A 21,798-nucleotide genomic window follows, 5' to 3' on the forward strand; every position below is an offset into this window, starting at 1 on the left:
GCGAGGCGAGGCAGGTTAGGCATCGGTGGTCTCGTTCCTCTCGGCTAGTGCTGCTTCTGCTCGCCGGCGCAGCGTGTCTCGGCTGTCCGCGACGGCCGCCCACTCCCACGCAAAAAGGGGGCTCACGGTCAGGGCGGTAAGGACCTCTTCGGAGGAGACCACGAACATGCCCCGCTCTTCGAGGAGCCCGAGAACGGCTGTGGCTCCGTCCCCGGGTTCTTCGACACCGAACAGGCGGAGAGCCTCCTCGATCACGTCAGCGGGAGTCACGGGCCTCTCCTATCTGGCGGGCGGCCTCCTCTTTGTCGTCGCTCCACCACCAGGACGGGATGAGCCCCATCATGGCGAGGTCGTTCCCGTCCGCCACCTTCACTGCTGCGTCCAGCACATCGGCCTCACACAGCAGCAGGTGCCGCATGTCGTCGGGTGCGCTCTTTGCGTACTCGCGGCGGCCAGCGGCGAGGCGGCGGAGGCGCGCGAGGATCTCTTCGGCGGTCTTGCGGCGTTCGTCTGCTCGGGCGTGGGCGGCGAGGACAGGAGCAGCAGCCTCCAGAGCGGCGCGGGCGAACGCTTCAAGGTCCCACTCGCGGAGGCTCGCGTACTCCCTGCCGATCGCCTCGGCGGCGGCTTGTACGGCTTCCTCGGGGATCTCAGGCATTGGGATGCCTCACCTCGTGCAGGGCCACGCGCTTCTCCCACGGCAGCTCGTGCTCGAAGCAGGCGTCCCCGAAGCGGGCATTCCGGTCCTCAAGCGCCTCGAACTCGTCAGCGCCGTTGAGTCGCACCCACAGGGCCGTGCACCAGGCACCGTCCGGGAACTCTCTGGACGGGGTGAAGTAGTGGAGCCTTCCGTGGGAGAAGCACCATGCGTACCACGTCGTCTCAGGCATGCTCAGCCACCTCTCCGTTGGCGATGGACAGGAGAACGCGTGCGTGGCACCAGTCGGTCTCTCCCGGCTCTGGGAGTGGGCACCAGCAGGCGAGATCCTTGCCGGCGAGGTCGCGGCGGATCTCTTCCACGGACGGATAGTCGATGTCGCCCCACCTCAGCAGGTCGGCCTCGAACTGCCGTGTGGCTTCCGCGCGGGCAGTCTCTAACAGGTTGAACGCCGGGCCGTCCAGGTAGCGCGGGCTGCCGGTGACGTGCCACATCGGGTGCCGCTCGTCGTCGAACTTCCGCACGGCGATGCGGATGTGGTTGCCGAAGCGAGTCGGGCGTCCTACGTACACCGCACCCTCAGGCATCGTCCACCCGCGCTGCCGCTTCCTCTGGATGCGCTGGGGCTCTCGGGTGTCAGCCACGGCGGCCCTCCAAGACTGCAACTCGGTCGCTGATCCTGCCGAGTTTCGCCTCGAACACTGCGTGCGGATCGTCGGCGACGTCGCCCACTGTGTGGGAGGTGCCCTTGCGCGGGTTCTGACCGACCACACCGATGCGGGCTTGGATGGACTCTCCCAGCTCTTCGCCGATCTTCATGATGCGGAGCGTCACCTCGTGGTCGTCGCGCCCGTTATTGCGGTCCAGCCACGCCGCCAGTTCGGCGATCGTCGCCCACGTCTCTTGAGTGTCAGCCACGGTTCGCCTCCCGAACCCGGTGCAGCCACGAGCAAACGGTGGCCACGGTGGTGGGCTCGTAGCTGGACAGCCACTCCAGGATCGCCTCATCGTGGGCGCCCAGTTCGACGCCGGCGAGGGCCGCGCGTAGAGCCGTCTCGTTGACGGGCTGGGCGGGCTCTAGCGGTTTCTTCCGGATCGCCTCGAAGGGCGGGGAGTGGATCGGGCCCTGCGGGATATTGATCTCAGCCATTGGTGCTGCCTTCCTCGGTCTGGGAAGCGAGCCTGCCGCGAAGGGATTCGATCCATGCGCCGAACGCGGCGGGTGGTTCCGCCATGCTGTCGAGCAGGCGCTGGGCAGCCTGGGAGGGCGTGTAACCCATGGCTTCCAGGTGGGCCTTGTCTTTGAGAACCCACGCCACGGCGAGTTGCTCCCCGGTGGACCACGCGGGGTTCGGGTGGCCGTCGTTGTGGTCGAGCGCCCACTGGGAGCGGCGAAGGATGTCCTCGGTGAAGTCGTCGAGGGTCACTGTTCAGACCTCCTCTTCGCCTGTCGGGTGTTCGGGGCAGTCGAGGTCGTGGTCTTCAGGCTCAGCGTCCTCGGGGGCGAAGCAGGTGCACTCGCTCATCCGGTCAGCCCTTCTCGGGTTCGGTCACGACAAGACGGGAGGCGAACCGTCCGGGATCGTGGGTGACGATCCAGCCGTCCACCTCCAACACCGCGATCAGCGAGGCGGCGGCAGGCGACTCAGCGCGCGGGTCGTCGAACTTGCCGAAGAAGACCACCACTACCTGGTGGCGTCCGTCGTCGAGTTTGCGCGTGTCCCCGACGATATGGATCGCCGCCCTGGTCTTTGTCTCTCGCACGGCCTGCTCCACAGCAGCGCGGGAGAGGCGGCGAGGGCGAGGCTCGCGAGGCATGAGGACAGGCATCCCGGTCAGTCCTCCTCATGGGGCAGGTACTCGACAGGACGGTCCCCGCGACATGGGCGCAGTGCGGGATCGTCAGGGTCCACGCCGTTGGCGACGGCCATGTCCCGGTAGTCGTCGTAAAGATCGACGGTGGTGTGCACGCCGGAGTAGTCGGCGACGCTCATTCGGACGGCCAGGTTGTCGGACGCGCCACGCAGCAGGAACCCAGCGCACGTCTTGGGCCGGTCGCGGCCGGACATGTGGCAGCCGAACTTCTCGGTGGCCAAGTCGTAGGCGGTCCTCGCCGAGTGGCGAAACACCTCAGCGGGGAACGCGCCGGTGGGTGCGTCCCGACGCCACGGGCAGGATGGGCACGGGTGGGTCTGGTGCGCTCTGCCGCCGCCCAGAAGGGCAATGACGCCCCACTCTCCGTCACCGCCATCGTGGACGCCGATCACCTCGGGCTTGTCGGGCATCACTCAGTCCTCCTCGGAGGTGGCTTGCGACCAGGTCAGGTCCTTGTCGGAGTCTCGATGAAGGCCGCCGTGATGCTGCCGCTCATCAAGGTCGCGATCACATGCCACAGCGATGCCGCAGATCGTGGAGGTGGTACCGCACTTCGGCTTGGCCATCGGTCAGCCCTCCCTGGAGGTGGAGTCCGCCTTGCGGCTCGGACGCTTCCCGTACGCCTGCCCGTAGCTGCGTCCCTCGTCGGTGAGGCCGACCTTGTACGCCCCTAACGCCTTGTCGTTCTTGGCACAGCGGTAGGCGGGCACTTGGGCGTCCAGCCACTCCAAGGTGATCAGCCCTGCGCAGCTCATCGACAACAGCGTGTTGTCGCTGACGCCCTCCAGGCGTGCCAGCGGGTTACCTTCCAGCATCGAGGGGATCACGAGAGCACACACGCCGATGCCTTCAGGGACTGCCCACGTCTGACCTAGGCCCTCTCGGAAGACCAGGATGTTGCAGATCTGTCGTTCGCGCTTGCTCGGCATAGCACCTTCCTTGATCGTTGGGGTCTTGGTAGCGCCCTGTCCCGGCCGTACCGGGAAGACAGGGCTGGAGGGTCAGCGGCGGACCTCGCCGAGCGCCAAGTTGATCCGCTCGACACGAGCACGGTCCTCGTCGCGTTCGTTGAACCGGTAGCACGCCAACCTCACCCACGCACCGCCGCCCGCGATCATGTCCGGCTTGAGACGCCAATTGCCTTGCTCGTCAAGCAGGCACTCGAACGAGGAACTCGGGGTGATTCGCTGCTGCTGGATCGCCTCGCCGATCACCTGGGCAATGTGAGGCTTCTCCAGGTCCGGGAACTCGGGACGCAAGACCTCGATCGTCGCGGCGGCGTACTTGCCGAGGACGCCCTTCGGCGGGTAGCCCGCGCCGTGACAGCGGGCGCTGGTCGGGGCGAGAAACGAACTGCCCTTGCGTGCGGCGTGGACGTGCATGCGCAACGTCCTGTCCGCCTTCAGACCAACGTCTGTGCGGCTGCACACTCGGCAGCCCTGGTGCGTCTCGTCGCTCATCGGTCGGGTTCTCCCGTTCAGGTAGGGGCGGGGAAGCGGGGGTGTGTGCGGTCAGCGTGCGGCGCGGTCCAGCGCAGCCTTCGCCTTGGCGATGTGTTGGCGCGCCTCGTGAAGGGCGTCCGCCTGTTTGTCGGTGGGTTCGGTACCGGGAGCCCAGGAGTCGGTGGGCGTTGCGGCGCATCTGCTCGAACGCGGGGAGGTCCTGCTCTCGCATCTCGGTTCTCCGTTCAAGGGGTAGGTGGGGCGGCCCGGTAGGGACCGGGCCACACGGCGACTAGCTGTAGTAGGCGCAGAGGAGCCAGGACGGGTTCTCCTGCTCGGGCGTGATCCCAAGTGCTTCCAGCGCCGCGTTGAGCGCGTTGTTCCACCTCAGGACTTCGCCGAGATCCGGGGTCAACTCCTGAGGGTTGACCATAAGTGCCTGGTCATCACCGACTTCGATCACCTTGGCTGCGAGGACATGCATCGGGTATTCGCCGTAGCTGTAGGTGTCGAACGTGACGCCGACCCGCGCCTTCGCCGCCTTCTCCCGGTCGAAGTAGCCGCCGTCCTGGTTGTCGCCCCACTCCTCGGTGAACCCGGCGATGACGGCGAGCAGGCGGCGCTCGGCCTGCTCGATGAAGCCGTCCGCCTCGTCGCCGTCGTCGTACCAGGCGAGCGTGCTGACGTTGCTCGCGTCGATGCCGCCGTACTCGTCGGTCTCGCGGATCTTCCATTCGTCGCTGCCCCCGAGGTCGTAGCCGTATGCGAGGAAGGCGCTTGGGGATGAGCCCATGTCATGTCCTTGTCGTCGAAGGGTTGCGGTTGGGGAGGAGTCCCGGAAGGGACTCCGGAAGGTCAGCGGGCGGCGCGGTCCAGCGCCGTCTTCGCCGCCGCGATGTGCCGGCGTGCCTCTGCGGCTGCGTCTGCCTGCTCGTCGGTGGGGCCGGCGCCCGGTCCCCAGTCGGAGCGCAGCTCGTCCTGCGCGTCGCCCAGGAGGCGGTGAACAGTCCGGCGCATCTGCTCGAAGGTGGGGAGGTCCTGCTCGCGCATTGTGGCTCCTTGGTCGTCGAGGGTTGTGGGGGTTGTCGCTCCCCGGTGGAAGAGACACCAGGGAGCGGGAGGGTCAGCGGCGCGTGTGCTTGGGGCAGAAGTCGAACGGGGAGCGGGAACCCTTCCCGCGCGACGGCGGGACGTCCCAGCCGGCGTCGGCCGCGGCCTGGCGAGCAAGGTGGCCAGCACGGCCGTACCAGTCGCCTGGTGGCTCGAACTCGGTGCCGCACTCCACGCCGTCGTCCTTCGCGTCACAGCGGACGCGGTGGATGGGCTTCTGCGCCTCGTAGGTGCTCATCGTGCTTTCTCCAGTCAGGTGGTCAGGCGCTCTCGAACGCTCGGGTGATCTGCTCCCACTCGGCCTTGTCAGCGAGGATGAGCGTCTCCATCTCGCCGTCTTCCAGCCACGGCCAGACGCCGAGGAGGGAGCGGCGGGAGAGGTCGCGCATGAGTACGCTCGCGGCCCACTCCTCGCCGCGCTCGCGCAGGAGCTTCTTCGACTTGGCGGCGGCGCACGGGTCCACGAAGCGGCTCTTCGCTGCCACCGCTTTCCCTTCGGCGGCGAGGGCTGCGAGACGTTCGGGCGAGAGCGTGGTCCTCATCGGGTCTCCTACGTCGAGGGCGGGTGTGAACGTCAGGGAGAGGGATCACGCGGAGGAGTGAACGCGGCACCCGCCAAGGAACCCGCCCCGCGCCAGTAGGTCGGGCGGGCAGATGCAGGGGTTCCAGCGCGGGTCCGGGAAGAGGAAGTCCAACTCCTCGGCGGGCAGCTCGCCGATCTCGATCCGCAGGGCTGCCATGGCCGCGCCTACGGTCGGGATAGCGTCCTCGCCAGAGCGGATTTGGGTGATCGCCTGGTTCAGCAGGTGGACTGCTCGCGCCTGCCACATTCGGGCCGTTTTGGGCTGCTCGCGCCCGAGCCGCTTCTTGGCGGTCATGAGCATCGGGTCTCCTACGTCTGGGGGCGGTGTGCATGTCAGGGAGAGTGGCGGGTCAGATCGCGTACCACTCGCTGACGGCCACGGTGCGGGAGACCAGGACGGCGTCCGGCGCGATGCCGACGTCGGCCTGCCACGCCCGCACCTGCTCGGCGCGCTGCTCGTTCCAGGCGCGGTCGGTCTCGTGGCCCGGCGCGGTCTCGACGACGACCTTGTGCTTGCCGTGACGGAGCTGGGTGGACTGGACGGCGTACTCGGTGCGTGTCTCGGTGGCCATGAGCGGGTCTCCTGGGGGAGGGTCTTCAAGATCGGTCGGGGAGGGTGTGAGGCCCTCGCAGGGCACTGAGGTCTGCTACAGATCGGCGTGGTTCTCCGCCAGCCAGCCGTCACAGACGCCAGCGATCGTGACAACGTCCTCGGGATATTCGCTGGAGATACGCGCCACGAGCTTGCAGAGCTGGTAAGGGGTGTACGCCTGGATGCGGGTGGACGAGACCGGGTGCATCCGTCCGGTGCTGATGCTCTTGTGCAAGGCGGTGGCCACCAGGCGGATCCGGAACGTGACGTCGCTGACGTCTGAGCGCATCAGCGAGCACAGCACCTTGGCGTACCGCGGAGTGCCGGCCTGGCCGGTGACGTAGTAGCCGTCTCGGTCGTGCATGTCGAACTTGCGGGTGCGGGTGCCGACTCGGATGGCCTTGGCGATCTCGCGGGCGGTCATCGTCTCGCTGGTCGCGATCGTGGTGGTCATCTCGTTCTCCCTGGGCGGCGTCCCTTGCTGATAACTCCAACGTATAGGCCAACGTGTTGGCCAGTCAATAGGCCAACACGATGGCCTCATACATCCTCTTCTTAGGCCAACTCCTTGGCCTTCCTGATGGCCAACACCTGTGCGAACATGAACCCATGACCAAGAGCGACTACACCCCACCCGACGACGCAGCCCACCTCTTCGGCCGCTTCAAGCGCGCCAACGAGACGGTCAAGAACCTGCTGCCCGAGGTGAAGGACCTAGCCGCTCGCGAACTCAAGGCTGGAGCCACCGTTCGCGACCTCGCGAACCTCACCGGGCTCACCGACGAGCTATTCCGCCGCATCGCTCGCGCCGAAGGCGTTGAGCGGCTGCGCGCGCCGACCGTTGGCCGCGAAGCCCAGCAGCCCGCTGGCGACTCCGAGTAGCCCTTCACCAGGACATCTCCCCGGGCTGGTCGGCCGGCTCGTTCGCTTCGACGCCCAGCTCGCCTCGTAGTCGCCGCAGCCGCTCCCACGACCAGTGGGCGAGCCGGGGCTCGCCGGCCAGCGTGCGCATGTTGTCGGTGCCGGACTGGTGGACAGCGGCGAGGATTCGCAGCCATGCCACGTCGGCCCACTCCGTGACGGCGTGCGGGTAACAGCGGTGCCGGCTTGCCCGTTCGGGGCCGGTGGTGGGCGGGCAGCCGACCTCGATCAGCGGGTACGAGTAGCGGCCGATCAGCAGGTCACAGTCCGGGTGACCATCGAGGCCCGCGGCGATCGCGGCGGCGGCGGTTTCGGGGCGGTCGTACTCGGCCCCGGTCGTGATGGCGGGGTCATGGGTGAGGCAGAGAACGCGGTAGACACTGCTCACCGGGATGCCTCCCCGGGCTGGTCAGTGGCCTTACGCATGGCCGCCTTGATGACCTTGTCCAGCGCCTTGCTGATCTGGGCCCCGGACAGTTCTTGCTGCGCCTCGGCCGCTACGGCGATGGCGTACTTGACTTCGCCGATGCCGCCTCGGAGCGAGATGGCGACGCGCTCGGCCCGTTCGACCTCGCGCTGGTTACTCCACGCCTGCTGGCTACCCTCGGTACAGCGGGGGCACACATCCTGGTGGCGGGCGCACTCGATCTCCCGCTCACTCCACGAGGCGTTGATCCGCTCGCGGTCGGCGATCAGGTATTCCTCGTGGGTGGCGAGTTTGTTGCGCACCATGTACAGGACTGACTGCATGCCCGACATGCGGTGATGCGCCTGCCAATACGGGGTGCCGCGGCGCGAGGAGCCGTCCGGGTTGAACATGTACTCCCGCTCGTCGAAGGCGGGATGCTCGCGTTCGATGGCGTCCTCAAGGCTCAGGATCAGCCCCGTGAACAGCAGCTCGCGCAAGCTCTTCGGCGTGTACTCCTCGCCCGGTTTCGCAGCCAGGTCGTCGAGGTCGAACAAGGTCTGCTCGGTGGTCATGCCGCCGCCTCCCGCTTGGCTGCCCGCCGCTTGCGCTGCAACGTCCGCTCGTGGAAGACCTGGGCTGCGGTACGCCGATCCGACCGGCGCCGGTCGGCTTTGCCCCAGATCCGCGAAGGTGCCTCGCCCTCATGCCAGAGCGCGAGGAACTCGCGGCGGGCGTTCTTCAGATGGGTGTTGAACGTGCTGTACGCCTTGCCCACCGCTTCGGCAGCGGCCACGTTGTCCGCGTGGACGGCCATCGCGGTCAGCACCAGGCGGTGGGTGTCGGACAGGCGGGGCCAGATCTGGTGGAAGGCGAGACGCTCCACCACGCCGTCCTCAGGCGAGCCGGAGGCCCTGCGGAACAACTCCCAGAACCGCAGGAAACGAGCCGCCCCCTCGAAACCGGCGTCGGGGTTACGCCGGTCCACGCCCCAGTGCCGCCCCCGGTCCCGAGCCAGCCGGTTGACGGCGTTGCACCCGACCGTCTTCAGGTCGCGTTCGGACGGGACGTCGCCGTCGGCGTAGAGGCGTTCAGCGATCGCCGACCATGCCGCCTCGTAGCGGTCCTGGTGGTCCATGGCGCGCGGCCACGCCATTCGCACGGCGATGCGCGCGATCCGGTCCAGGTCGGCCAGCGTGAAGTGATAGCGAACCGCGTCGCTCATCCGGACGCCTCCCCGGACTTGTGGTCGCACCCGCATCCAGCAGGGCACTTACAGACGAGTCGCTCCTGCTGCTCGGCAGCGATCGGTTCGAGGTAGGAGATCGGCTTGCCCTGCTTGGTGGCGTACTCGATCTCGCGGCGGGTGCTTTCGCCGATGTAGCCGCCGACGTTCGCCCCGTCGTGGTCCCTATCGTCAGCCAGCGGCACCGCCTCGATGTCATGCGACCCGCAGCCGCGACACTGAAGCACAACACCCTTCCCGTGTCGACCCGAACGCAGTTGCAGGTTTTCGGGGCGGTTGTCGGTCTTCACTCCATTGATGTGGTGAACCGTCTCCCACTGGGCTAGCGAACGCCCTAATTGTTCGGCCATGACCAAACGGTGCTCTGGTATAGCACTATCGTCGCCGGCCATTTCGGCGAACCTGTGATCCCTTGAGACGCGGATCGTGATGTATCCACTGCTTGTGACGCTGCGACCTCCACGCCAGCTCGGATGCGTCTCTCGGCTTCTGAACCGACTGACAGTCCCGTCGAACCCGAGCTGCACTGAGAGCACCCGACTGATCGTTTCGATTCCGCAGCCGTGTTTGCGCGCGATGGCCGTACGCGCGGCTCCTGATTCCCACATCTGCTTGATGTCTGCGAGTTCTTCGGGCGTCCACTCGCGAAACTTTGCGCTGTTTCGCTGTGACTCGCTTCGGGCGTCTACACCATGTCGAGCCAGAACGTTCAGAACCGTCTGCGGGTGGCAGCCCCACTTCTGTGCGAGCTTCGTGGACGAGCTTCCAGCCCGATACTCGGCCACGACCTCGGCGGCCTGCTCCGGAGTGAAGAACGGCGGCATGGGCATTTCAGATCTCCTCGCTCGCAGGAACCAGAAATTTGACCGGCTTTCCGAGTGACCGCGCGTAAGCGATCTCGCCCCGCGTGGACTCGCCGTAGTAGCCACTCTTGTCACTCACGATGACCACGCGGTCCGACAGGTCGATCTTCCGCCAGTGCAGTTCGTCCAGACGGACCTTGTCGTCATCGGTGAGCGCGTCCCCTGAGTGGGCGAACACTCCAGGCGCTACGACGATCGCGCCGGTGAGGGTGAGTTCCCGGTTGACGCGGGTGAAGTCGTCGCGGAACCGGGTGGAGCCGCACAGGCAGACAATCTCCGGGCGGTCGCCGTTGAACTCCCGCACCAGCACCCGCACGGGGTTGGCGGCACGGAGGCGCTCTTCGGTCGGGGTGAGGTTGGCGGTGAAGTAGCTCATGGTTCGTTCGATTCCTTCCTCGATCAGGGATCGGCATGTAGCCGATCCCTGTAGACAAACGATCACCAGTTCTGGTCTCGGAGTGCTGAGAGCCCTCAGGATCGACTCTCAGCGCCTCTCGGAGCCCGCCCGCTACTCGGAGACCGAGACGACCTTTACGTCCGCGAGGGGCGCCCTTGAGGCCCGCTTGGTGCCATCCCCGTGCGAGCCGTCCCCCGCCTCCGCGATGAGGGCCGCCGGATCGAACTCTCCAGCCCGAACCCCCGCAGTGAAGGCCAGCCATTCGGCTTCGCTGAAGATGAGCACCGGCCCGTCCTGCTCTTTCGCATCCCGAACCGCCACCCAGCCGTCAGGGAGTGAGGCCACCTCGACGCATGTGGCGGCACCGTTGCAGAAGCTGCTCCTACGCCACATACGGCGCCTCCTCGACGGTCGGGGTGAACAAGCGCTGGCATGCCTCCAACGGAGACAGCCCTTCGGTGAGGTCGGCCAGACGGTCCACGACCGCGCCCTCTTCGGCCTCCACCGCAGCGGCGGTGTCGGCGTACGTGGTGTGCATCGGACCTGGAGTCTGGTGGCCGACCTCCACCACGACCGCGGCGGGGGCGGGCGTTGTGGCAGGGGTGTCGGCGTAGATGCCGAACCCGGTCAAGCGGGCGGCCCAGTCGTCCAGGCGGCTCATGAGGCGGTTCCGTTCAAGACCCGAGCCACAGCCAGCGCGTGGAACGTGTGACCATCCGCGCTGTTGCCGCGCTTCTCCCACATGTGCGCCTCGTGCTCCAGCCAGGAGGCGAGAGGCTCCGCCAGGTCGGGGTTCATCAGGGCGATCCACTGCGCGTTGCACGGATTCCGCAGCCCACCCTTGCGGTAACGCTTCTGACCAGAGGCGACCACCTCGGACTCCACGGTTCCGGTCGGGTAGGCGTGGGAGTAAACGGCGCTAGTCGAGGCGGAGTCGGGCGACCAGACGGGGGCGGCCTTCCACGGACCAGCAGCGGCTCCTCGGGCGTTCTCGCGAATGTGGCGGGCAGCTTCGCGTAGCTCGTCGGCGACGGTCTTCTCGGTGGTGTCAGGCATGGTCGCCCCGCTCCGGGTCGCAGGCGTTCGCCGAGGCGGGCAGTGCGAACTCCCGCTTGCTCAGCTCACCGGCGACCGGCAGTCCGGTCACCTCGGACAGCACCTGGCACATCTCCGTGGCCCGCTCGAACCTAAGCGCGTCTCCGAGCCGGTACGCCTTCCGGTGCCCGTCCTTCAGGTAGACGACGACGGTCTGCCAGCCCTCCTGGTACTGGTCGAACCAGCCCAGGTACGGCTTGTCGAGGTCGATGACGGTCGCGGTCGTCGTGGTTTCAGTCATTGCGGTTCTCCTCGCTGATCTCGGTTCTGGTTAGGTATCGGTGCTGGTGTTCTCGGGCTGCGCGGATAATTTCGCCGACCGTCGAGTGCCAGCCGTCCGCCACCGTCTGCCGCACCTCGCACGGCAGGTCGGGGCAGGCGATGACGAGGGTGTCCTGTTCGGCGACCACCTCGAAGTCGTCCACGTCGGTGATCTGTTCGGTCACGCGATCTCCTCAAACAAGCGCTCCTGGTCGGGGTTCTCGGGAGGCGGTTTGGGCAAGCCCAGCGCACGGGCTCGCTCTCCCGGGTCGGTGGTGCGCCAGGCGGCCAGCCGGCTGTAGCCCGCGGAGCGGTCAAGGGACAGGCCGGTTCGCCCCAGCGTTGCGGCCGCGAGCGCGGTGGTCCCTGTCCCGCCGAACGGGTCGAGCACCACCCCGTCAGGCGGACACCAGCCTTGGATCAGGCGGCGAGGCCACTCCATCGGGAACGCCGCGTGATGCTCGATCGCCAGATGCGCCGGCGCGTGCAACGGCTGCGCGGCGACGGTCCACACGCTTCCCGGGACCTTCCCCAGCAGGTTCGGGCCCTCGTAGTCGCCCGTACCGGTACGGATGATGTTCGCGTTGCGCGCCCCGAAAGCCGTCACTCCTGCGGCTCGCCGCGGCGCAGCGTGCTGCTCCCGGATCTCGTCGATCGACGAGAAGTACCGCTGCTGCCGGGTGAAGTGGAACCAGTACTCGTGGCTGGACGTGCACCGGTCCGTCACGCTTTCGGGCAGCGGCGTCGGCTTCTCCCAGATCAGGTCACGTCGCAGGATCAGGCCGAGTTGGTCGATGCAGCCGACCGCGTACCGCCATGGCAGCCCGATCAGGGACTTCTCCGGCAGGTCCTTCGGCCTGACGTACCGCGGGGAGTCGCCCCGCCACGTCAGCCCGTCCGACGAGCCCCGCCACGCCCCACGGGTCCGGTTCGCGTATTTGTCGCCCAGGTTGACGAACAGCGACCCGCCCGGCTTCAACACCCGAACCCATTCGGCGGTGCACTCCCACAGAGACCCGAGGTAACCCCACGGCGTGGCCTCATTGCCGATCTGACCGGCGAGGCTCTCGTCCCCGTCGCGGTAGTCGCGAAGCTTCCAATACGGCGGCGACGTCACGATCAGATCCACGCTCTCGTCAGGCAGCGGCAGCGCCCGGGCGTCTCCGCGTAACACGATCGCTCGTCCTGTCACGGCTGCTCCTCAAGATCGGGCCGGGAGAGGTCCGGTATCGGCTCCTCCCCCGGAACGGGGAGAGGAGGAACGGGGAGCCGGGTCACGCGATCTCCTCCACCGCTGCGTCCACAAGCTGGGGACGGCCGGTCTCCGGGTTGAGCGGGACCCCGTACGGCATGCCGTCAGCGGCGAGCGCGGCCTCGATCTGCCGTTTGAAGTCGTCAGCGTTGTGGCGGGCATCCGCAGGGTTGGCGTAGCCGCCGTCGATGACGAGGGCGACGTCGTACCCGCCCCACCGGTTCGGGACGACGACCACACGAAAGTGGTCCTCGCGGCGCTTGAACAGGTCGGCGGTGGCGCTCATTCGTCAGCCTCCCCCGCGAAGTCGAGACCGGCGCGGTCGGCGAGGAACTTGAACGCATCGGCACGCCACAGTCCGAGGTGCTTGTTGACGAAAATCATCACGTCGCCTGTCTCGAGGCATTCGAAGCAGTTCCAGCGGCCGGACCCTGGCATGACCTGGAGCGTGCCCGAGGGGCAGAAGGGGCAGGCGCCAGCGTGGGTGCCGTCCTGCTGCTGGGCGATGGGGGTGTGTTCCCCGACGACATCCGCCACCGGGGAGTGGCGGAGGATCTCGGCTTCCTGCGTGGCCGTGTACTGCGGGAACGGAGTCGTTGCCCACTCGTCGTTGTTCATGCCGGTTCCTCTCGAGGGTTTGAGGGGCGGTCAGTAGCGGGAGGGTCGGGCCAGATCTGCGAAGCGGCTGTAGTGGAGCTGGTGGGCGAGGGTGACGATCCCGCGCCGGCCGCCACGGTTCTTGTCGACGATGAGGTCGACTTCGCCTGCTCGCGGGGATTCGGGTTCGTAGAAGTCGGGTCGGTGCAGGAGGATGACGATGTCGGCGTCCTGCTCGACGGCGCCGCTTTCGCGGATCTCGCTCATCCGGGGCGGGGAGTCGTTCTTTTGGGCTGCTCCGCGGTGGAGTTGGGCCAGGACGACGACCGGCATGCCGAATTCGCGCGCCATCTGCTTGAGGGCGCGGCTCTGAGCGGCGACCTGCTGCTCGCGAATCTCGATCTTCGGTGAGGGGTCGAGGAGTTGCAGGTAGTCGATGATGAGCATGTCGATGGGTCCGCTCCGCAGCAGGGTGCGGAGCCTGGACCGGATGTGTTCGACGGTGCAGTGCGGTGAGTCCTCGATGATCAGCGGCGATGAAGTGACCCGCCACGACGCCTTGCTGATCTTCTCCAGGTCCTCAGAGGTCACCTTCCGGTCCACGATCTTGCTGTAGAGGACCGTCGCTTCCGCCGCGAACATGCGGGCGAGGATCTCTTTCTTCGACATCTCCAGCGTGAACAGCACCGTCCGCCGACCATCCCGCAGCGCCGCCGTCCGGGCGATGTCCGCGGCCACGAGCGTCTTGCCCACCGAAGGACGTGCCGCCACCACCACGAGCTGACCCGGCTTGAACGCCGGAATCAACTCCCGCTCCAAGTCCAGATACGGAGGCGTCACGCCGACAATGGGCGGCGGGTTCTCCAGTTCATCAAGCAACTCGTTGACCGCATCGACCAGGTCGACTTCCTGATAGGCGTTCCGCTCGACAGCGGCCTCATCGATCAGCTTGCGGATCAGGTCTATGTCCGCCTCGGGATCCCACGCCTGGCTCTCAGTGACGCTGCGAGCCTTGGAGAGCGCCAGATGGATGCGCCGCCGCCGGCCGTCGTTGGCAACTTTGCGCGCATGCCAGGCCACCGACGGGACGGGAGCGGCATGCTCCATCAGCGTCGCGAGGTACGCGCCGCCGCCAACCCGCTCGAGATCGCTCGACGTGCCGAGCTCGTTCAAGATGGCGGCCGGGTCCAAAGGACGCTCATTCGCTACGGCCTTGCAAGCCGCGGCGAACACGATGCCGGCGATGCTGAAGAAATCGTCCGCGGCGACCAGCTCAATCGCCTCGTCGAACGCCTGCCGGGACTGAATGGCGGCACCGACGACAGCCATCTCGGAGGCGACGACACCCGCGTTCGGTTCCCAGCCCTCGAGCTTGAAGTCTTCGCTGATGGTCACGGCGCCCTCCGCAGGTCCGTGCCGGTCATCTTGATCACCGTCGCCCCGTCTGCGAGACGGGAGGCGACCCGCTCGCCTAGCAGGTCCCGCAGCTTCGGGTTGTTCGAGGTGATGACGGTGGGCCGCTGGTGCTTCCACCTGTCGTCGACCAGCGCCATCAGGTTGTCGGCGTCCCAGTCCGAGACGCGGATCGAGCCGATGTCGTCGAGCGCCATCAGGCTGGCCTGGTTCAGCAACTCGAGTTCGTTCTCGTCCACAGGCGGCGCCGTGATCCTCTTCAGCTCGTGTGCGGCCCGGATCTCAACAGGTCGCAGCCACCCGGCCTTGATCAACGTCTCCTTGAGCTTCCACAGGGACCAGGACTTGCCGACGCCCACGTTCCCGACCAGGATCAGGCCGGCGCTCTCGCCTGCGAGAAACCGCTTCGCCCAGTCGGCGATGTCCCCGTGCAGTTCGCCTGGCTTGTCGAACACGGGCGGGCGCTGGGCATAGAAGCGCTCAAGCCGCTCCTGGATCTGCTCACGCAGCCACAGTTCGCTCGCGGCCCGGCGGGCAGCGTCATAGTCGTACGGCTCTCCGTCACTCATATGTCGATCTCCGTTTGTTCGAGTTCTTCGGCGGAAGGCGTGTGGGCTCGGGCGCCCGTTTCCGGCGCGAAACTGGAGCCAGCGCTAGGTTTCTTCTTTTCGTGCTGGTCAAGAGCTTGCAGGCGCATGGAGTCGTAGACCTTGCGCAGTTTGGGCATGGCCATGACGCGCGAACGCCACCACTCGTCCGCCTGGCACCAATCGATCATGTTGTGGACTTGCCGCTCAGTGCGGCCGTCCTGGTCTATGAGCAGCCGGGCTGCGTCGCGCCAGCCCTTGTTGATGCTGGGGCGCTTGGAGCCGTTGGCCTCAACGCGGTCGGCGAGGTGGACACAAATCCGCTCGACGTCTTCGCGGGTCGACTCGTCCTCGCCGCCTTGGTCCTCTTCGCCGTGCGCCTCGTCGGGCTTGCCCGAAGAGGAAGAGCTTGAACCTGTAGGGGTTACGGAGGGAGAGTTCTTCCCCTTACCCCTTACCCCTTTCCCCTGGGAAGGGTCAGCGGGCCCCTTCCCCGAACCCTTCCGGGAACCCTTTCCCTGACCCTTGTCCGTAGGGTCTTCGCAAGGGAACCAGGGCTCTTCCCCGAAGTCTTCGAGGAAGTCCCGCAAAACCCTTCGCGCCCACCACGAGTCAGTTGTCTCGATCGGGATCCGCTTCAGCTCCTCCACCAGGGCAGATCGGATTGCCGGTGACTCGATGAGCCTGGCCGCCTCACGTGCCGCCTTTAGCAGGTTGGGCTGCTTCCAGATCCCGTCCCTGCGGATCAGGGATCGGACGAAAACTTCCTCCGTCTCCTCGTCGACGACCACGAATGGCTTGGGTTCGGCCGTCGACAGAACCTTCAGGTCCGCCATGATGTCGGCGTCCGTCAGGCCGGCCGCAGTCCGCGCCCATTTGCGCTCCCTGAGCGCCAGAAGACCGCAGTACGACAGGTCTGACTGGGAGAGCAGGAAGAAGTAGAGGCGCTGCGCGGTGGGCGGCAGCGCAAGGAAGTGCTCGTCCTTCCACACCGCCGCGAAGATGCGCGCCTCGTCTCGTGCCACGTACGTGCTCCAGGTGGTGAGTAGTTCTTGGTCAGGTCCAGAGCGGGACCTGTCTTCCCGATCCAGCATAGCCAACTCGATAGTTGGCCGAAAAATTTGTTTGCCAACTTGGAAGTTTGCCGTACAATGAGGTTGCCATCTCGCATGTCACAATCGGAAGGTGACTGATCCCATGGCCCCCCTCGACAACGCCCTCGAAGAGATTGAGCGGGCCGAGAAGCAGGCTGCCGAGATCGTCCAAAGCGCGCGCCTCAACCTCGGTAGGACCATCCGCAAGATGCGGGCGGACGGCATCAAGCAAGTCACCATCGCCCGGCACACCGGCTGGGACCGCGAGTACGTTCGCCGCCTCCAGGAGGCCGCCGACATCGCGGACGGACTGAAGCCGGCACGCTCCTCCGACTCCTGAGGTTCGGCGAGACGCCCTTACGACGACTCCCCCGCCGTTCACGGCTTCCTCCGCCCTGGCCGGTGACCAACGTGGTAGGAGCCGCACTCGCACCGATACACGTTCAGCCACTCGGCGGCGGCGCCGGCACGGACCATCGCCTGCATGTGGCTGTTCGCCGCTTCCCGGGAGGGGTGGCGGACCTTCTTCCCGCACTTGCGGTTCTTCGTCTCCGTCACGACGCCTCCCCCAGGTCCTGCTGGGCTCGCCGGCGCCGCTTGTACTCCCGCACCGCCTCCAAGGTGAGGGGAGTGTTGTCGCCGTGCCGGTGTCGGGAGTTGTGCGCGGCAGCAAGCTCTTCACGTGACATCTGCTGCGCTTGTCGGCGCAGCGCCTCTGCCAGAGCCTCATCCGTGAGGTCGATCAGGTCGTCGTCCCACGCAAGCGGCGGAAGCCAGCCACGCTTGGCTGCGTAACGCCGGGTCCGCTCCGACATCCACGTATTCGGCGGCGTGGTCATCGACCACCGGTCGTACAGGTCGCGGACCGCGCGGGCGACCTTGGCCGACACATACGGCTGACTCAGGACCGTCCGGTGGTTCGTCGGGATCCTGCCGACCGCTTCGGCCTGCATTGTCAGCGTGAACCCGAGCGCTGCAAGGGCCTGGACGCGACGGCGAGTCCCGGCGGCGTCCACGAGCGCCGTGTCGGACAACTCGTCCAGGTCGGGGCGGACGGCCAGGATCGCTTTCGACGTCTTGACCATCACCCGCGATGACGGCTTCCCCCCGTTTCGGGAGTTGCCCATCATGAGCATGCGCAGCGTGTATAGGGTCACCCCGGACAGCACCGAGACTCGGCCGAGCGTCAACCCGGACGCCAGGAGCGTCTTCACGTGCTCCCGGACCGGTTCGGCGTCCACGTAGGACTCCCACCGGCCGTAGGCGATCATCCGGGTGCGGTGCCGCGAGTAGGCGTTCTTGGCGTCCTTGCATGCCCGGCAGCGGCACTTGCCGAGCTTGTACCGGTTGAGGGTTCCGTGAGGGTGCTCGGCCATCACGCCACCGCCTGCTTCGCCTCGCGCCGACGGCGGCGAGCGGCTTCGTTCGTGCAGCCGCGGCAGTGCTTGTTCAGCCCGTCCTTCTGCAGACGGTCCTTGCCGAACGCCGCGGCGGGCTGTATGACGCCGCAGCAGCCGCACATCTTCTCCACCACCACGGGCGGCTTCGAGGGCGGAGGCAGAGCCTCGCGCCTCGACAACTCGCGCGCCCGCTGGCTGGGGTTGAGGCCGCCCCAGATGCCGTTGCGGTCTTCCCTGGCGAGCGCGTACTCCAGGCAGTCTGCCTGAACCTGGCAGGGGGCGCAGACCTGCTTCGCCTTACGCTCCCGCCACTTGCGCTGCCCCTCCCGTTCCCCATCTGCCGGGAAGAACAGGCGCGGGTCCGCATCGCGGCAGGCAGCCTCGTCCGTCCAGTCACTCACTGCTCTGCTCCTCTCGGTGCAGGTCCGGCGTTCGTAGACGTCCGGTCGTGTCCGGCAGCGTCCGGGACCGTCCGGGGCGGGGTGAGGCAGGAGGGCGCCCAGCAGCGGGAAGGAGCGTCCCTGCACACCTCGCGGTCGATCAGGCAGTCAGGCATGGGGTGCCTCCTCGGGAGACTTCTGAGCGGGAAGTGCAGCAGCGAGGCGGTACCGACGTACTGGCACGCGGTGGTCCGTCGGGTAGCGCATGCCATCGACGACCTCGACGAGGCTTTCGGCAACGAGCTGCTTGAGGACGCGGCGCACGATCGGGTCGCTGAGACCGAGCGCGCGGTGCAGGTCCCATGCGGAGAACCACGCTCGCGGCCAACGGCGCAGGTGCGCGTCGATCGCCTCCCTGGCCATGTCGCGCCTCGCCTCGCGTGGCGGCTGGCCGGGCTTGGGCTCACGCGCTGGAGGGAGGTCTCCGGCCTCGCGCAGGTGCTTGGCGTACCAGCGGATCGCGTCCCGGGACACGTTCATCACTTCGGCCGCCTGGTCGTACGTGAACCGCCGGTCGCGGAGCACCTTGTATTCGGCGGCCCGCCGAGCCAGGCCGGGGCCGCCGCGCGGGCGGCCGGGACGGTTAGGCATGCGACACCTGCTCTCGCAGGGCTCGGTCATACCGCCGTGTGGTCTCCTCGCAGACGCCCAGCCGTGCGGCGGCCTGCTCACGTGACTCGCCCCACGACAGAAGGTCCTGGTAGTCCTCTCGGCGGCCGGCCACCACAGTCTGGTAAGCGGCACGTGCCTGCGCGGCACACTCATCCCTGGTCAACGCCTGGGGCGGCCCACTGGCGGGGCGTCCGGCTCTCTTCCACCGCTGGTAGCAGGCCGAGCACCAGCCGAACCCGCCGTGAAGCCCGAAGCGCGAACAGCATGAGCACCTGACCGTCTGGGAGCTGGTCACGGCGTCGGCCCTCCTTCCGTGGTCTCAGGGGCGGACAGGTCGAACAGCGCGGCTGGCTGCGGTCGCCGCCCTGCGGCGTACGGGCAGGTCGCTTCGTGTTGGACCTCGTAGCCCTCGAACGCGGCGATCAGGCAGCACCAGGGGGCGGGAGAAGGCATCACGCCACCTCCTCAAACAGCGCTACCGACTCGTAGCTCAGGCGGCGAGGCGGACCCTCGGGGCAGCACTGGCACAGGGAGCGGCAGGCGCGGTCGGCGTGCCACACGGCTGTGGGCGGAATGTAGTCGAGTGGGCGATTCTTGATCCACCACTCAGGGTGCGGCTTGATCGTCCGGGTGTGGCAGAACTCGTGCCGCCCATCACGGCAATGCGAGCAGACACCCACCATGCAGTCACACAGGCCGACGGCCAGGGCGTGATCGTAGGTGGCTGTGCCGGTGCCGGGGATCATGTAGGGCTGGCGGCGCATCGCAGGTGTCCACGCGTTCTCGCGCACCCATACCGCCTCGGCCGGCGTCATGATGCACCCACGAGGCCGAACAGAGGAACACGCTCGTACGTGACCGGCCGCATCGGGTTGCGCCCAGGCGCGTGCGCCAGGTCCTCGCGCGGATGGCCGCAGTCGCAGATACACCGCCAGCCGCAGCGGCGATCAGCGAGCCAGACGAACGCGATGCGCTCGCGGCGCCAGCCGGTCGCGCTCGCAGTCGGGTACCGGTACGACTCCTGGAACGCGGCCGTACCGTAACGGGTCCTGATCATCGTCTCGTACCGGTACAGGGGGTGGCGGCCGACGTGGCATCGGCCGTGCCTGCCCGGATCCTTGGCGTTGATGCAGGGGCCGTTGTGCTGGCACGCGCACGTCAGGTAGAAGTCGGGCAGCTCTCGGTACTGCCCGCGCATGTCCGGCGTCCACACGTGTTCGCGAACCCACGCGGCCTGATTCGGGGTCATGACGCCACCGCCTGTGCTCGCGCCTTGCGGCGGTGGTTGTGCTCACGCGCCCCGGCCACGATCAGGGGCGAGCGGTCACCCTTCGAGTAACAGGCGTTCCAGCACGCCTTCACCTCGTCGTCGTCCATGGCGGCAACTCGGCGGGATAGCTCGGTTTCGAGCTCGGGGTCAGGGACGTCGATGAGGTCGTCATCCCACGCTTGGGGCGGGAACCAGCCCTGCTTGGCGGCGTTGTTCCGCGCCCGGCTGGCGGCGATCCTGTCCCGGTGGTCGTCCTCGGGTGGCGCCTGATCCCACAACTCGTCGTACAGGGCGCGAACCTTGCGGGCGGTCGCTACCGTGGTGCGCGGCTCCTTCATCAAGGTCGTGAAGTTGCCGGGCGTCCACCCGAGCCGGGCGGCCAGCTTTGCCTGAGACCAGCCGAGCCTCACGAGGGCTTGCAGGCGCCGACGGGTGCCCATCGCATCGATGACCGTCTGAGCGCCGAGCAGATCGAATGACGGCTCGACGGCCAGGATCGCCGCTGCCAAAGCTGGGCGGATCTTCTCCTGCGGGCCGGTGCCCCGCTCGGAGCGGCCGTTCAACATCGCCTGGAGGCGCTTGCGGTCCACGCCGGCGGCGTCGGCAATCCGCCGCAACCCGAGACCGCACCGTTGCAGGTCGCGGGCGTGCTGGCGGACTGGTTCGGCGTCCACAAACGGCTGCCACGTCCCGTAGGCGATGGCGCGCTGGCGCCGCTCCTCGTAGACGGCCCTGGCGTAGCCGCAGACGTAGCAGCGGCATCCGTCCAGCCGGTAGCGGGCGTAGCCGTGCTCACGCTCAGTCATCGTCGCCTCCGAACACGCCACGCTCCTGCCTGCGCTGCCACTCCGCCGTCATGCGGTCGGCCTCAGCGGTCAGGGCCTCGGTCATGGCGCGCTCGGTGCGGTCCAAGGTCGGGTTGTAGGCCGCGTCCGCCATCTCCTCCACGGAGGGGCGGCGGCGGACCATCCACGAGATGCCGCACAGCACGAGCACGATCAGCAGCAGCGCCACGACGGGCAGCAGTGCCCCGCCGGTCACCGCGTTGGCGATCTGGATGAGGGTGGTCAGGTCCTCGAAGTAGTCAGCCACGCGCCCCACCCCCGTCTGGCAGGTCGGACACGGGGAGGGAGATGCCGCCCACGCCGTTCACGTAGTCGCGGTACCAGTCGAGTTGGGCGTTGAGGCGGTCCACCTCGGCGAGAAGGTCCTCAGCACCCTTCAGCGCGTCCGAGATGATGAGGTCTGTGTCGCGGCTTGGGTCGGCCGGGACGCTCATCTTGAAGCGCTTGAGAGGGCCTTCGGCGCACACCTCGCCGATCTCGGTGTAGGCACGTGTCACCTTGGCCTTGATGTCGGCTCGGCGCTCGGTGGACAGCGGGGTGTTCTGGTCGAGGGAGGTCACTTCGTCAGCTCCTCTCCGGCTGCCGAGAACCCCTTGCGGATGGCGAGGAAGACGCCGAGCGTGAACGCGATCGGCAGAGCGTCGGTGTAGCCGATGGCGGGGATCGCGGGCGACAGTTCGTGGTGCAAGACACCGACCAGGAGCATCAGCGTCCACGCGGAGGCGAGCACCTCGACGACGCCGAGCAAGAGCAGGAAGAACCACTTCACTCCGCACCGCCTCTCGGGTTGGAAAGCATGGCGTCCCACAGCTCGGCAGGGCTGGACTCTCGACTGGTCT

At 67.3% G+C, this 21,798-nt stretch carries 47 protein-coding genes; 2 read left to right on the forward strand and 45 right to left on the reverse strand.

What is annotated here, in order from left to right; translation table 11 throughout:
* Positions 1–15: 15 nt before the first annotated feature.
* The 19 genes from ACZ6S0_RS47455 to ACZ6S0_RS47545 all read right to left on the reverse strand — a co-directional run bounded on the left by ACZ6S0_RS47455 (position 16) and on the right by ACZ6S0_RS47545 (position 6,714).
* Complete coding sequence (locus tag ACZ6S0_RS47455; protein WP_465926715.1) at positions 16–270, reverse strand: hypothetical protein; 255 nt, start codon at positions 268–270, stop codon at positions 16–18.
* Positions 257–658 carry a hypothetical protein gene (locus ACZ6S0_RS47460; RefSeq protein WP_465926717.1) on the reverse strand — a complete coding sequence of 134 codons (402 nt, stop codon included), beginning with the start codon at positions 656–658 and terminating at the stop codon, positions 257–259. The genes ACZ6S0_RS47455 and ACZ6S0_RS47460 overlap by 14 nt, the downstream gene beginning before the upstream one ends.
* Entirely contained in the window at positions 651–890 is a 240-nt protein-coding gene (locus ACZ6S0_RS47465; RefSeq protein WP_465926719.1) for a hypothetical protein, read from the reverse strand. The genes ACZ6S0_RS47460 and ACZ6S0_RS47465 overlap by 8 nt, the downstream gene beginning before the upstream one ends.
* On the reverse strand, positions 883–1,302 hold the full coding sequence (locus tag ACZ6S0_RS47470) for a DUF4326 domain-containing protein (RefSeq protein ID WP_465926720.1): 420 nt from the start codon (positions 1,300–1,302) through the stop codon (positions 883–885). Before ACZ6S0_RS47470 ends, ACZ6S0_RS47465 begins: the two co-directional genes overlap by 8 nt.
* Positions 1,295–1,576 carry a MazG-like family protein gene (locus ACZ6S0_RS47475; protein WP_465926722.1) on the reverse strand — a complete coding sequence of 94 codons (282 nt, stop codon included), beginning with the start codon at positions 1,574–1,576 and terminating at the stop codon, positions 1,295–1,297. The genes ACZ6S0_RS47470 and ACZ6S0_RS47475 overlap by 8 nt, the downstream gene beginning before the upstream one ends.
* Entirely contained in the window at positions 1,569–1,808 is a 240-nt protein-coding gene (locus tag ACZ6S0_RS47480; RefSeq protein WP_465926724.1) for a hypothetical protein, read from the reverse strand. Before ACZ6S0_RS47480 ends, ACZ6S0_RS47475 begins: the two co-directional genes overlap by 8 nt.
* On the reverse strand, positions 1,801–2,085 hold the full coding sequence (locus tag ACZ6S0_RS47485) for a hypothetical protein (RefSeq protein ID WP_465926726.1): 285 nt from the start codon (positions 2,083–2,085) through the stop codon (positions 1,801–1,803). The genes ACZ6S0_RS47480 and ACZ6S0_RS47485 overlap by 8 nt, the downstream gene beginning before the upstream one ends.
* 103 nt (positions 2,086–2,188) lie before the next feature.
* The gene (locus tag ACZ6S0_RS47490; RefSeq protein ID WP_465926728.1) at positions 2,189–2,422 is read right to left on the reverse strand and encodes a hypothetical protein; all 234 of its coding nucleotides are present in this window, start codon (positions 2,420–2,422) and stop codon (positions 2,189–2,191) included.
* A 71-nt stretch (positions 2,423–2,493) separates the two neighbouring features.
* Entirely contained in the window at positions 2,494–2,943 is a 450-nt protein-coding gene (locus tag ACZ6S0_RS47495) for a DUF6283 family protein (protein ID WP_465926730.1), read from the reverse strand.
* A gap of 3 nt (positions 2,944–2,946) precedes the next feature.
* A complete protein-coding gene (locus tag ACZ6S0_RS47500; RefSeq protein ID WP_465926732.1) occupies positions 2,947–3,099 on the reverse strand; it encodes a hypothetical protein in 153 nt (50 codons plus the stop codon).
* 3 nt (positions 3,100–3,102) lie between these two features.
* Positions 3,103–3,462, reverse strand: coding sequence for a hypothetical protein (locus tag ACZ6S0_RS47505; protein WP_465926734.1), 360 nt, complete (start codon positions 3,460–3,462; stop codon positions 3,103–3,105).
* 72 nt (positions 3,463–3,534) lie between these two features.
* Positions 3,535–3,993: a hypothetical protein gene (locus ACZ6S0_RS47510; protein WP_465926736.1), complete on the reverse strand. Its 459-nt coding sequence runs from the start codon at positions 3,991–3,993 to the stop codon at positions 3,535–3,537.
* Positions 3,994–4,267: 274 nt separating this feature from the next.
* On the reverse strand, positions 4,268–4,768 hold the full coding sequence (locus ACZ6S0_RS47515) for a hypothetical protein (protein WP_465926738.1): 501 nt from the start codon (positions 4,766–4,768) through the stop codon (positions 4,268–4,270).
* 62 nt (positions 4,769–4,830) lie between these two features.
* A complete protein-coding gene (locus ACZ6S0_RS47520; RefSeq protein WP_465926740.1) occupies positions 4,831–5,025 on the reverse strand; it encodes a hypothetical protein in 195 nt (64 codons plus the stop codon).
* Between the two features lie 73 nt (positions 5,026–5,098).
* Positions 5,099–5,323, reverse strand: a complete 225-nt coding sequence (locus ACZ6S0_RS47525; RefSeq protein ID WP_465926742.1) for a hypothetical protein — start codon at positions 5,321–5,323, stop codon at positions 5,099–5,101.
* 22 nt (positions 5,324–5,345) lie between these two features.
* Positions 5,346–5,627, reverse strand: coding sequence for a hypothetical protein (locus tag ACZ6S0_RS47530; protein WP_465926745.1), 282 nt, complete (start codon positions 5,625–5,627; stop codon positions 5,346–5,348).
* A gap of 45 nt (positions 5,628–5,672) precedes the next feature.
* Positions 5,673–5,963: a hypothetical protein gene (locus ACZ6S0_RS47535; protein ID WP_465926747.1), complete on the reverse strand. Its 291-nt coding sequence runs from the start codon at positions 5,961–5,963 to the stop codon at positions 5,673–5,675.
* Positions 5,964–6,018: 55 nt separating this feature from the next.
* Entirely contained in the window at positions 6,019–6,240 is a 222-nt protein-coding gene (locus ACZ6S0_RS47540; RefSeq protein WP_465926749.1) for a hypothetical protein, read from the reverse strand.
* A 75-nt stretch (positions 6,241–6,315) separates the two neighbouring features.
* The gene (locus ACZ6S0_RS47545; RefSeq protein ID WP_465926750.1) at positions 6,316–6,714 is read right to left on the reverse strand and encodes a hypothetical protein; all 399 of its coding nucleotides are present in this window, start codon (positions 6,712–6,714) and stop codon (positions 6,316–6,318) included.
* A gap of 155 nt (positions 6,715–6,869) precedes the next feature.
* On the opposite strand from ACZ6S0_RS47545, the gene ACZ6S0_RS47550 reads away from it, so the two are divergent.
* A complete protein-coding gene (locus ACZ6S0_RS47550; RefSeq protein WP_465926752.1) occupies positions 6,870–7,142 on the forward strand; it encodes a hypothetical protein in 273 nt (90 codons plus the stop codon).
* A 4-nt stretch (positions 7,143–7,146) separates the two neighbouring features.
* Here the strand turns inward: ACZ6S0_RS47550 and ACZ6S0_RS47555 are convergent, their stop codons facing one another.
* From ACZ6S0_RS47555 to ACZ6S0_RS47630, 16 genes are all read right to left on the reverse strand, one after another.
* Positions 7,147–7,569: a hypothetical protein gene (locus ACZ6S0_RS47555; protein WP_465926754.1), complete on the reverse strand. Its 423-nt coding sequence runs from the start codon at positions 7,567–7,569 to the stop codon at positions 7,147–7,149.
* A complete protein-coding gene (locus tag ACZ6S0_RS47560; protein ID WP_465926756.1) occupies positions 7,566–8,162 on the reverse strand; it encodes a hypothetical protein in 597 nt (198 codons plus the stop codon). The genes ACZ6S0_RS47555 and ACZ6S0_RS47560 overlap by 4 nt, the downstream gene beginning before the upstream one ends.
* The gene (locus ACZ6S0_RS47565) at positions 8,159–8,812 is read right to left on the reverse strand and encodes a hypothetical protein (protein WP_465926758.1); all 654 of its coding nucleotides are present in this window, start codon (positions 8,810–8,812) and stop codon (positions 8,159–8,161) included. The genes ACZ6S0_RS47560 and ACZ6S0_RS47565 overlap by 4 nt, the downstream gene beginning before the upstream one ends.
* On the reverse strand, positions 8,809–9,663 hold the full coding sequence (locus tag ACZ6S0_RS47570) for an HNH endonuclease (RefSeq protein WP_465926760.1): 855 nt from the start codon (positions 9,661–9,663) through the stop codon (positions 8,809–8,811). Before ACZ6S0_RS47570 ends, ACZ6S0_RS47565 begins: the two co-directional genes overlap by 4 nt.
* Position 9,664: 1 nt before the next feature.
* Complete coding sequence (locus ACZ6S0_RS47575; RefSeq protein WP_465926762.1) at positions 9,665–10,072, reverse strand: hypothetical protein; 408 nt, start codon at positions 10,070–10,072, stop codon at positions 9,665–9,667.
* Positions 10,073–10,204: 132 nt separating this feature from the next.
* Positions 10,205–10,486: a DUF397 domain-containing protein gene (locus tag ACZ6S0_RS47580; protein ID WP_465926764.1), complete on the reverse strand. Its 282-nt coding sequence runs from the start codon at positions 10,484–10,486 to the stop codon at positions 10,205–10,207.
* Positions 10,476–10,754 carry a hypothetical protein gene (locus ACZ6S0_RS47585; RefSeq protein ID WP_465926766.1) on the reverse strand — a complete coding sequence of 93 codons (279 nt, stop codon included), beginning with the start codon at positions 10,752–10,754 and terminating at the stop codon, positions 10,476–10,478. The genes ACZ6S0_RS47580 and ACZ6S0_RS47585 overlap by 11 nt, the downstream gene beginning before the upstream one ends.
* Entirely contained in the window at positions 10,751–11,149 is a 399-nt protein-coding gene (locus tag ACZ6S0_RS47590) for a hypothetical protein (protein WP_465926768.1), read from the reverse strand. Before ACZ6S0_RS47590 ends, ACZ6S0_RS47585 begins: the two co-directional genes overlap by 4 nt.
* Positions 11,142–11,429 carry a hypothetical protein gene (locus tag ACZ6S0_RS47595; protein WP_465926770.1) on the reverse strand — a complete coding sequence of 96 codons (288 nt, stop codon included), beginning with the start codon at positions 11,427–11,429 and terminating at the stop codon, positions 11,142–11,144. Before ACZ6S0_RS47595 ends, ACZ6S0_RS47590 begins: the two co-directional genes overlap by 8 nt.
* The gene (locus ACZ6S0_RS47600; RefSeq protein ID WP_465926772.1) at positions 11,422–11,634 is read right to left on the reverse strand and encodes a hypothetical protein; all 213 of its coding nucleotides are present in this window, start codon (positions 11,632–11,634) and stop codon (positions 11,422–11,424) included. The genes ACZ6S0_RS47595 and ACZ6S0_RS47600 overlap by 8 nt, the downstream gene beginning before the upstream one ends.
* Positions 11,631–12,641 carry a DNA-methyltransferase gene (locus tag ACZ6S0_RS47605; protein WP_465926774.1) on the reverse strand — a complete coding sequence of 337 codons (1,011 nt, stop codon included), beginning with the start codon at positions 12,639–12,641 and terminating at the stop codon, positions 11,631–11,633. Before ACZ6S0_RS47605 ends, ACZ6S0_RS47600 begins: the two co-directional genes overlap by 4 nt.
* A gap of 82 nt (positions 12,642–12,723) precedes the next feature.
* Positions 12,724–12,987, reverse strand: coding sequence for a hypothetical protein (locus ACZ6S0_RS47610; RefSeq protein WP_465926776.1), 264 nt, complete (start codon positions 12,985–12,987; stop codon positions 12,724–12,726).
* Entirely contained in the window at positions 12,984–13,319 is a 336-nt protein-coding gene (locus ACZ6S0_RS47615; RefSeq protein ID WP_465926778.1) for a CHC2 zinc finger domain-containing protein, read from the reverse strand. The genes ACZ6S0_RS47610 and ACZ6S0_RS47615 overlap by 4 nt, the downstream gene beginning before the upstream one ends.
* Positions 13,320–13,349: 30 nt before the next feature.
* On the reverse strand, positions 13,350–14,693 hold the full coding sequence (locus ACZ6S0_RS47620; protein ID WP_465926780.1) for a replicative DNA helicase: 1,344 nt from the start codon (positions 14,691–14,693) through the stop codon (positions 13,350–13,352).
* On the reverse strand, positions 14,690–15,280 hold the full coding sequence (locus ACZ6S0_RS47625) for a P-loop NTPase family protein (RefSeq protein ID WP_465926782.1): 591 nt from the start codon (positions 15,278–15,280) through the stop codon (positions 14,690–14,692). Before ACZ6S0_RS47625 ends, ACZ6S0_RS47620 begins: the two co-directional genes overlap by 4 nt.
* On the reverse strand, positions 15,277–16,323 hold the full coding sequence (locus tag ACZ6S0_RS47630; RefSeq protein ID WP_465926783.1) for a hypothetical protein: 1,047 nt from the start codon (positions 16,321–16,323) through the stop codon (positions 15,277–15,279). Before ACZ6S0_RS47630 ends, ACZ6S0_RS47625 begins: the two co-directional genes overlap by 4 nt.
* 172 nt (positions 16,324–16,495) lie before the next feature.
* Between ACZ6S0_RS47630 and ACZ6S0_RS47635 the strand changes: the two genes are divergently transcribed.
* Complete coding sequence (locus tag ACZ6S0_RS47635; protein WP_465926785.1) at positions 16,496–16,732, forward strand: hypothetical protein; 237 nt, start codon at positions 16,496–16,498, stop codon at positions 16,730–16,732.
* 214 nt (positions 16,733–16,946) lie between these two features.
* On the opposite strand, the gene ACZ6S0_RS47640 is transcribed toward ACZ6S0_RS47635, so the two are convergent.
* From ACZ6S0_RS47640 to ACZ6S0_RS47685, 10 genes are all read right to left on the reverse strand, one after another.
* The gene (locus ACZ6S0_RS47640; protein WP_465926787.1) at positions 16,947–17,771 is read right to left on the reverse strand and encodes a hypothetical protein; all 825 of its coding nucleotides are present in this window, start codon (positions 17,769–17,771) and stop codon (positions 16,947–16,949) included.
* Positions 17,768–18,193 carry a WhiB family transcriptional regulator gene (locus tag ACZ6S0_RS47645; RefSeq protein ID WP_465926789.1) on the reverse strand — a complete coding sequence of 142 codons (426 nt, stop codon included), beginning with the start codon at positions 18,191–18,193 and terminating at the stop codon, positions 17,768–17,770. The genes ACZ6S0_RS47640 and ACZ6S0_RS47645 overlap by 4 nt, the downstream gene beginning before the upstream one ends.
* Positions 18,194–18,340: 147 nt before the next feature.
* Positions 18,341–18,823, reverse strand: a complete 483-nt coding sequence (locus ACZ6S0_RS47650; RefSeq protein ID WP_465926791.1) for a hypothetical protein — start codon at positions 18,821–18,823, stop codon at positions 18,341–18,343.
* A gap of 312 nt (positions 18,824–19,135) precedes the next feature.
* Complete coding sequence (locus tag ACZ6S0_RS47655) at positions 19,136–19,297, reverse strand: hypothetical protein (protein WP_465926793.1); 162 nt, start codon at positions 19,295–19,297, stop codon at positions 19,136–19,138.
* Positions 19,297–19,659: a DUF6248 family natural product biosynthesis protein gene (locus tag ACZ6S0_RS47660; protein WP_465926795.1), complete on the reverse strand. Its 363-nt coding sequence runs from the start codon at positions 19,657–19,659 to the stop codon at positions 19,297–19,299. The genes ACZ6S0_RS47655 and ACZ6S0_RS47660 overlap by 1 nt, the downstream gene beginning before the upstream one ends.
* Positions 19,656–20,093, reverse strand: a complete 438-nt coding sequence (locus ACZ6S0_RS47665; protein WP_465926797.1) for a hypothetical protein — start codon at positions 20,091–20,093, stop codon at positions 19,656–19,658. Before ACZ6S0_RS47665 ends, ACZ6S0_RS47660 begins: the two co-directional genes overlap by 4 nt.
* A complete protein-coding gene (locus tag ACZ6S0_RS47670; RefSeq protein WP_465926799.1) occupies positions 20,090–20,920 on the reverse strand; it encodes a hypothetical protein in 831 nt (276 codons plus the stop codon). Before ACZ6S0_RS47670 ends, ACZ6S0_RS47665 begins: the two co-directional genes overlap by 4 nt.
* Positions 20,913–21,206, reverse strand: coding sequence for a hypothetical protein (locus ACZ6S0_RS47675; RefSeq protein ID WP_465926801.1), 294 nt, complete (start codon positions 21,204–21,206; stop codon positions 20,913–20,915). Before ACZ6S0_RS47675 ends, ACZ6S0_RS47670 begins: the two co-directional genes overlap by 8 nt.
* Positions 21,199–21,519: a hypothetical protein gene (locus ACZ6S0_RS47680; RefSeq protein WP_465926802.1), complete on the reverse strand. Its 321-nt coding sequence runs from the start codon at positions 21,517–21,519 to the stop codon at positions 21,199–21,201. Before ACZ6S0_RS47680 ends, ACZ6S0_RS47675 begins: the two co-directional genes overlap by 8 nt.
* Positions 21,516–21,728: a hypothetical protein gene (locus ACZ6S0_RS47685; RefSeq protein WP_465926803.1), complete on the reverse strand. Its 213-nt coding sequence runs from the start codon at positions 21,726–21,728 to the stop codon at positions 21,516–21,518. The genes ACZ6S0_RS47680 and ACZ6S0_RS47685 overlap by 4 nt, the downstream gene beginning before the upstream one ends.
* Positions 21,729–21,798 lie beyond the last annotated feature (70 nt).

This window comes from Nonomuraea sp. NPDC051298, assembly GCF_055586305.1.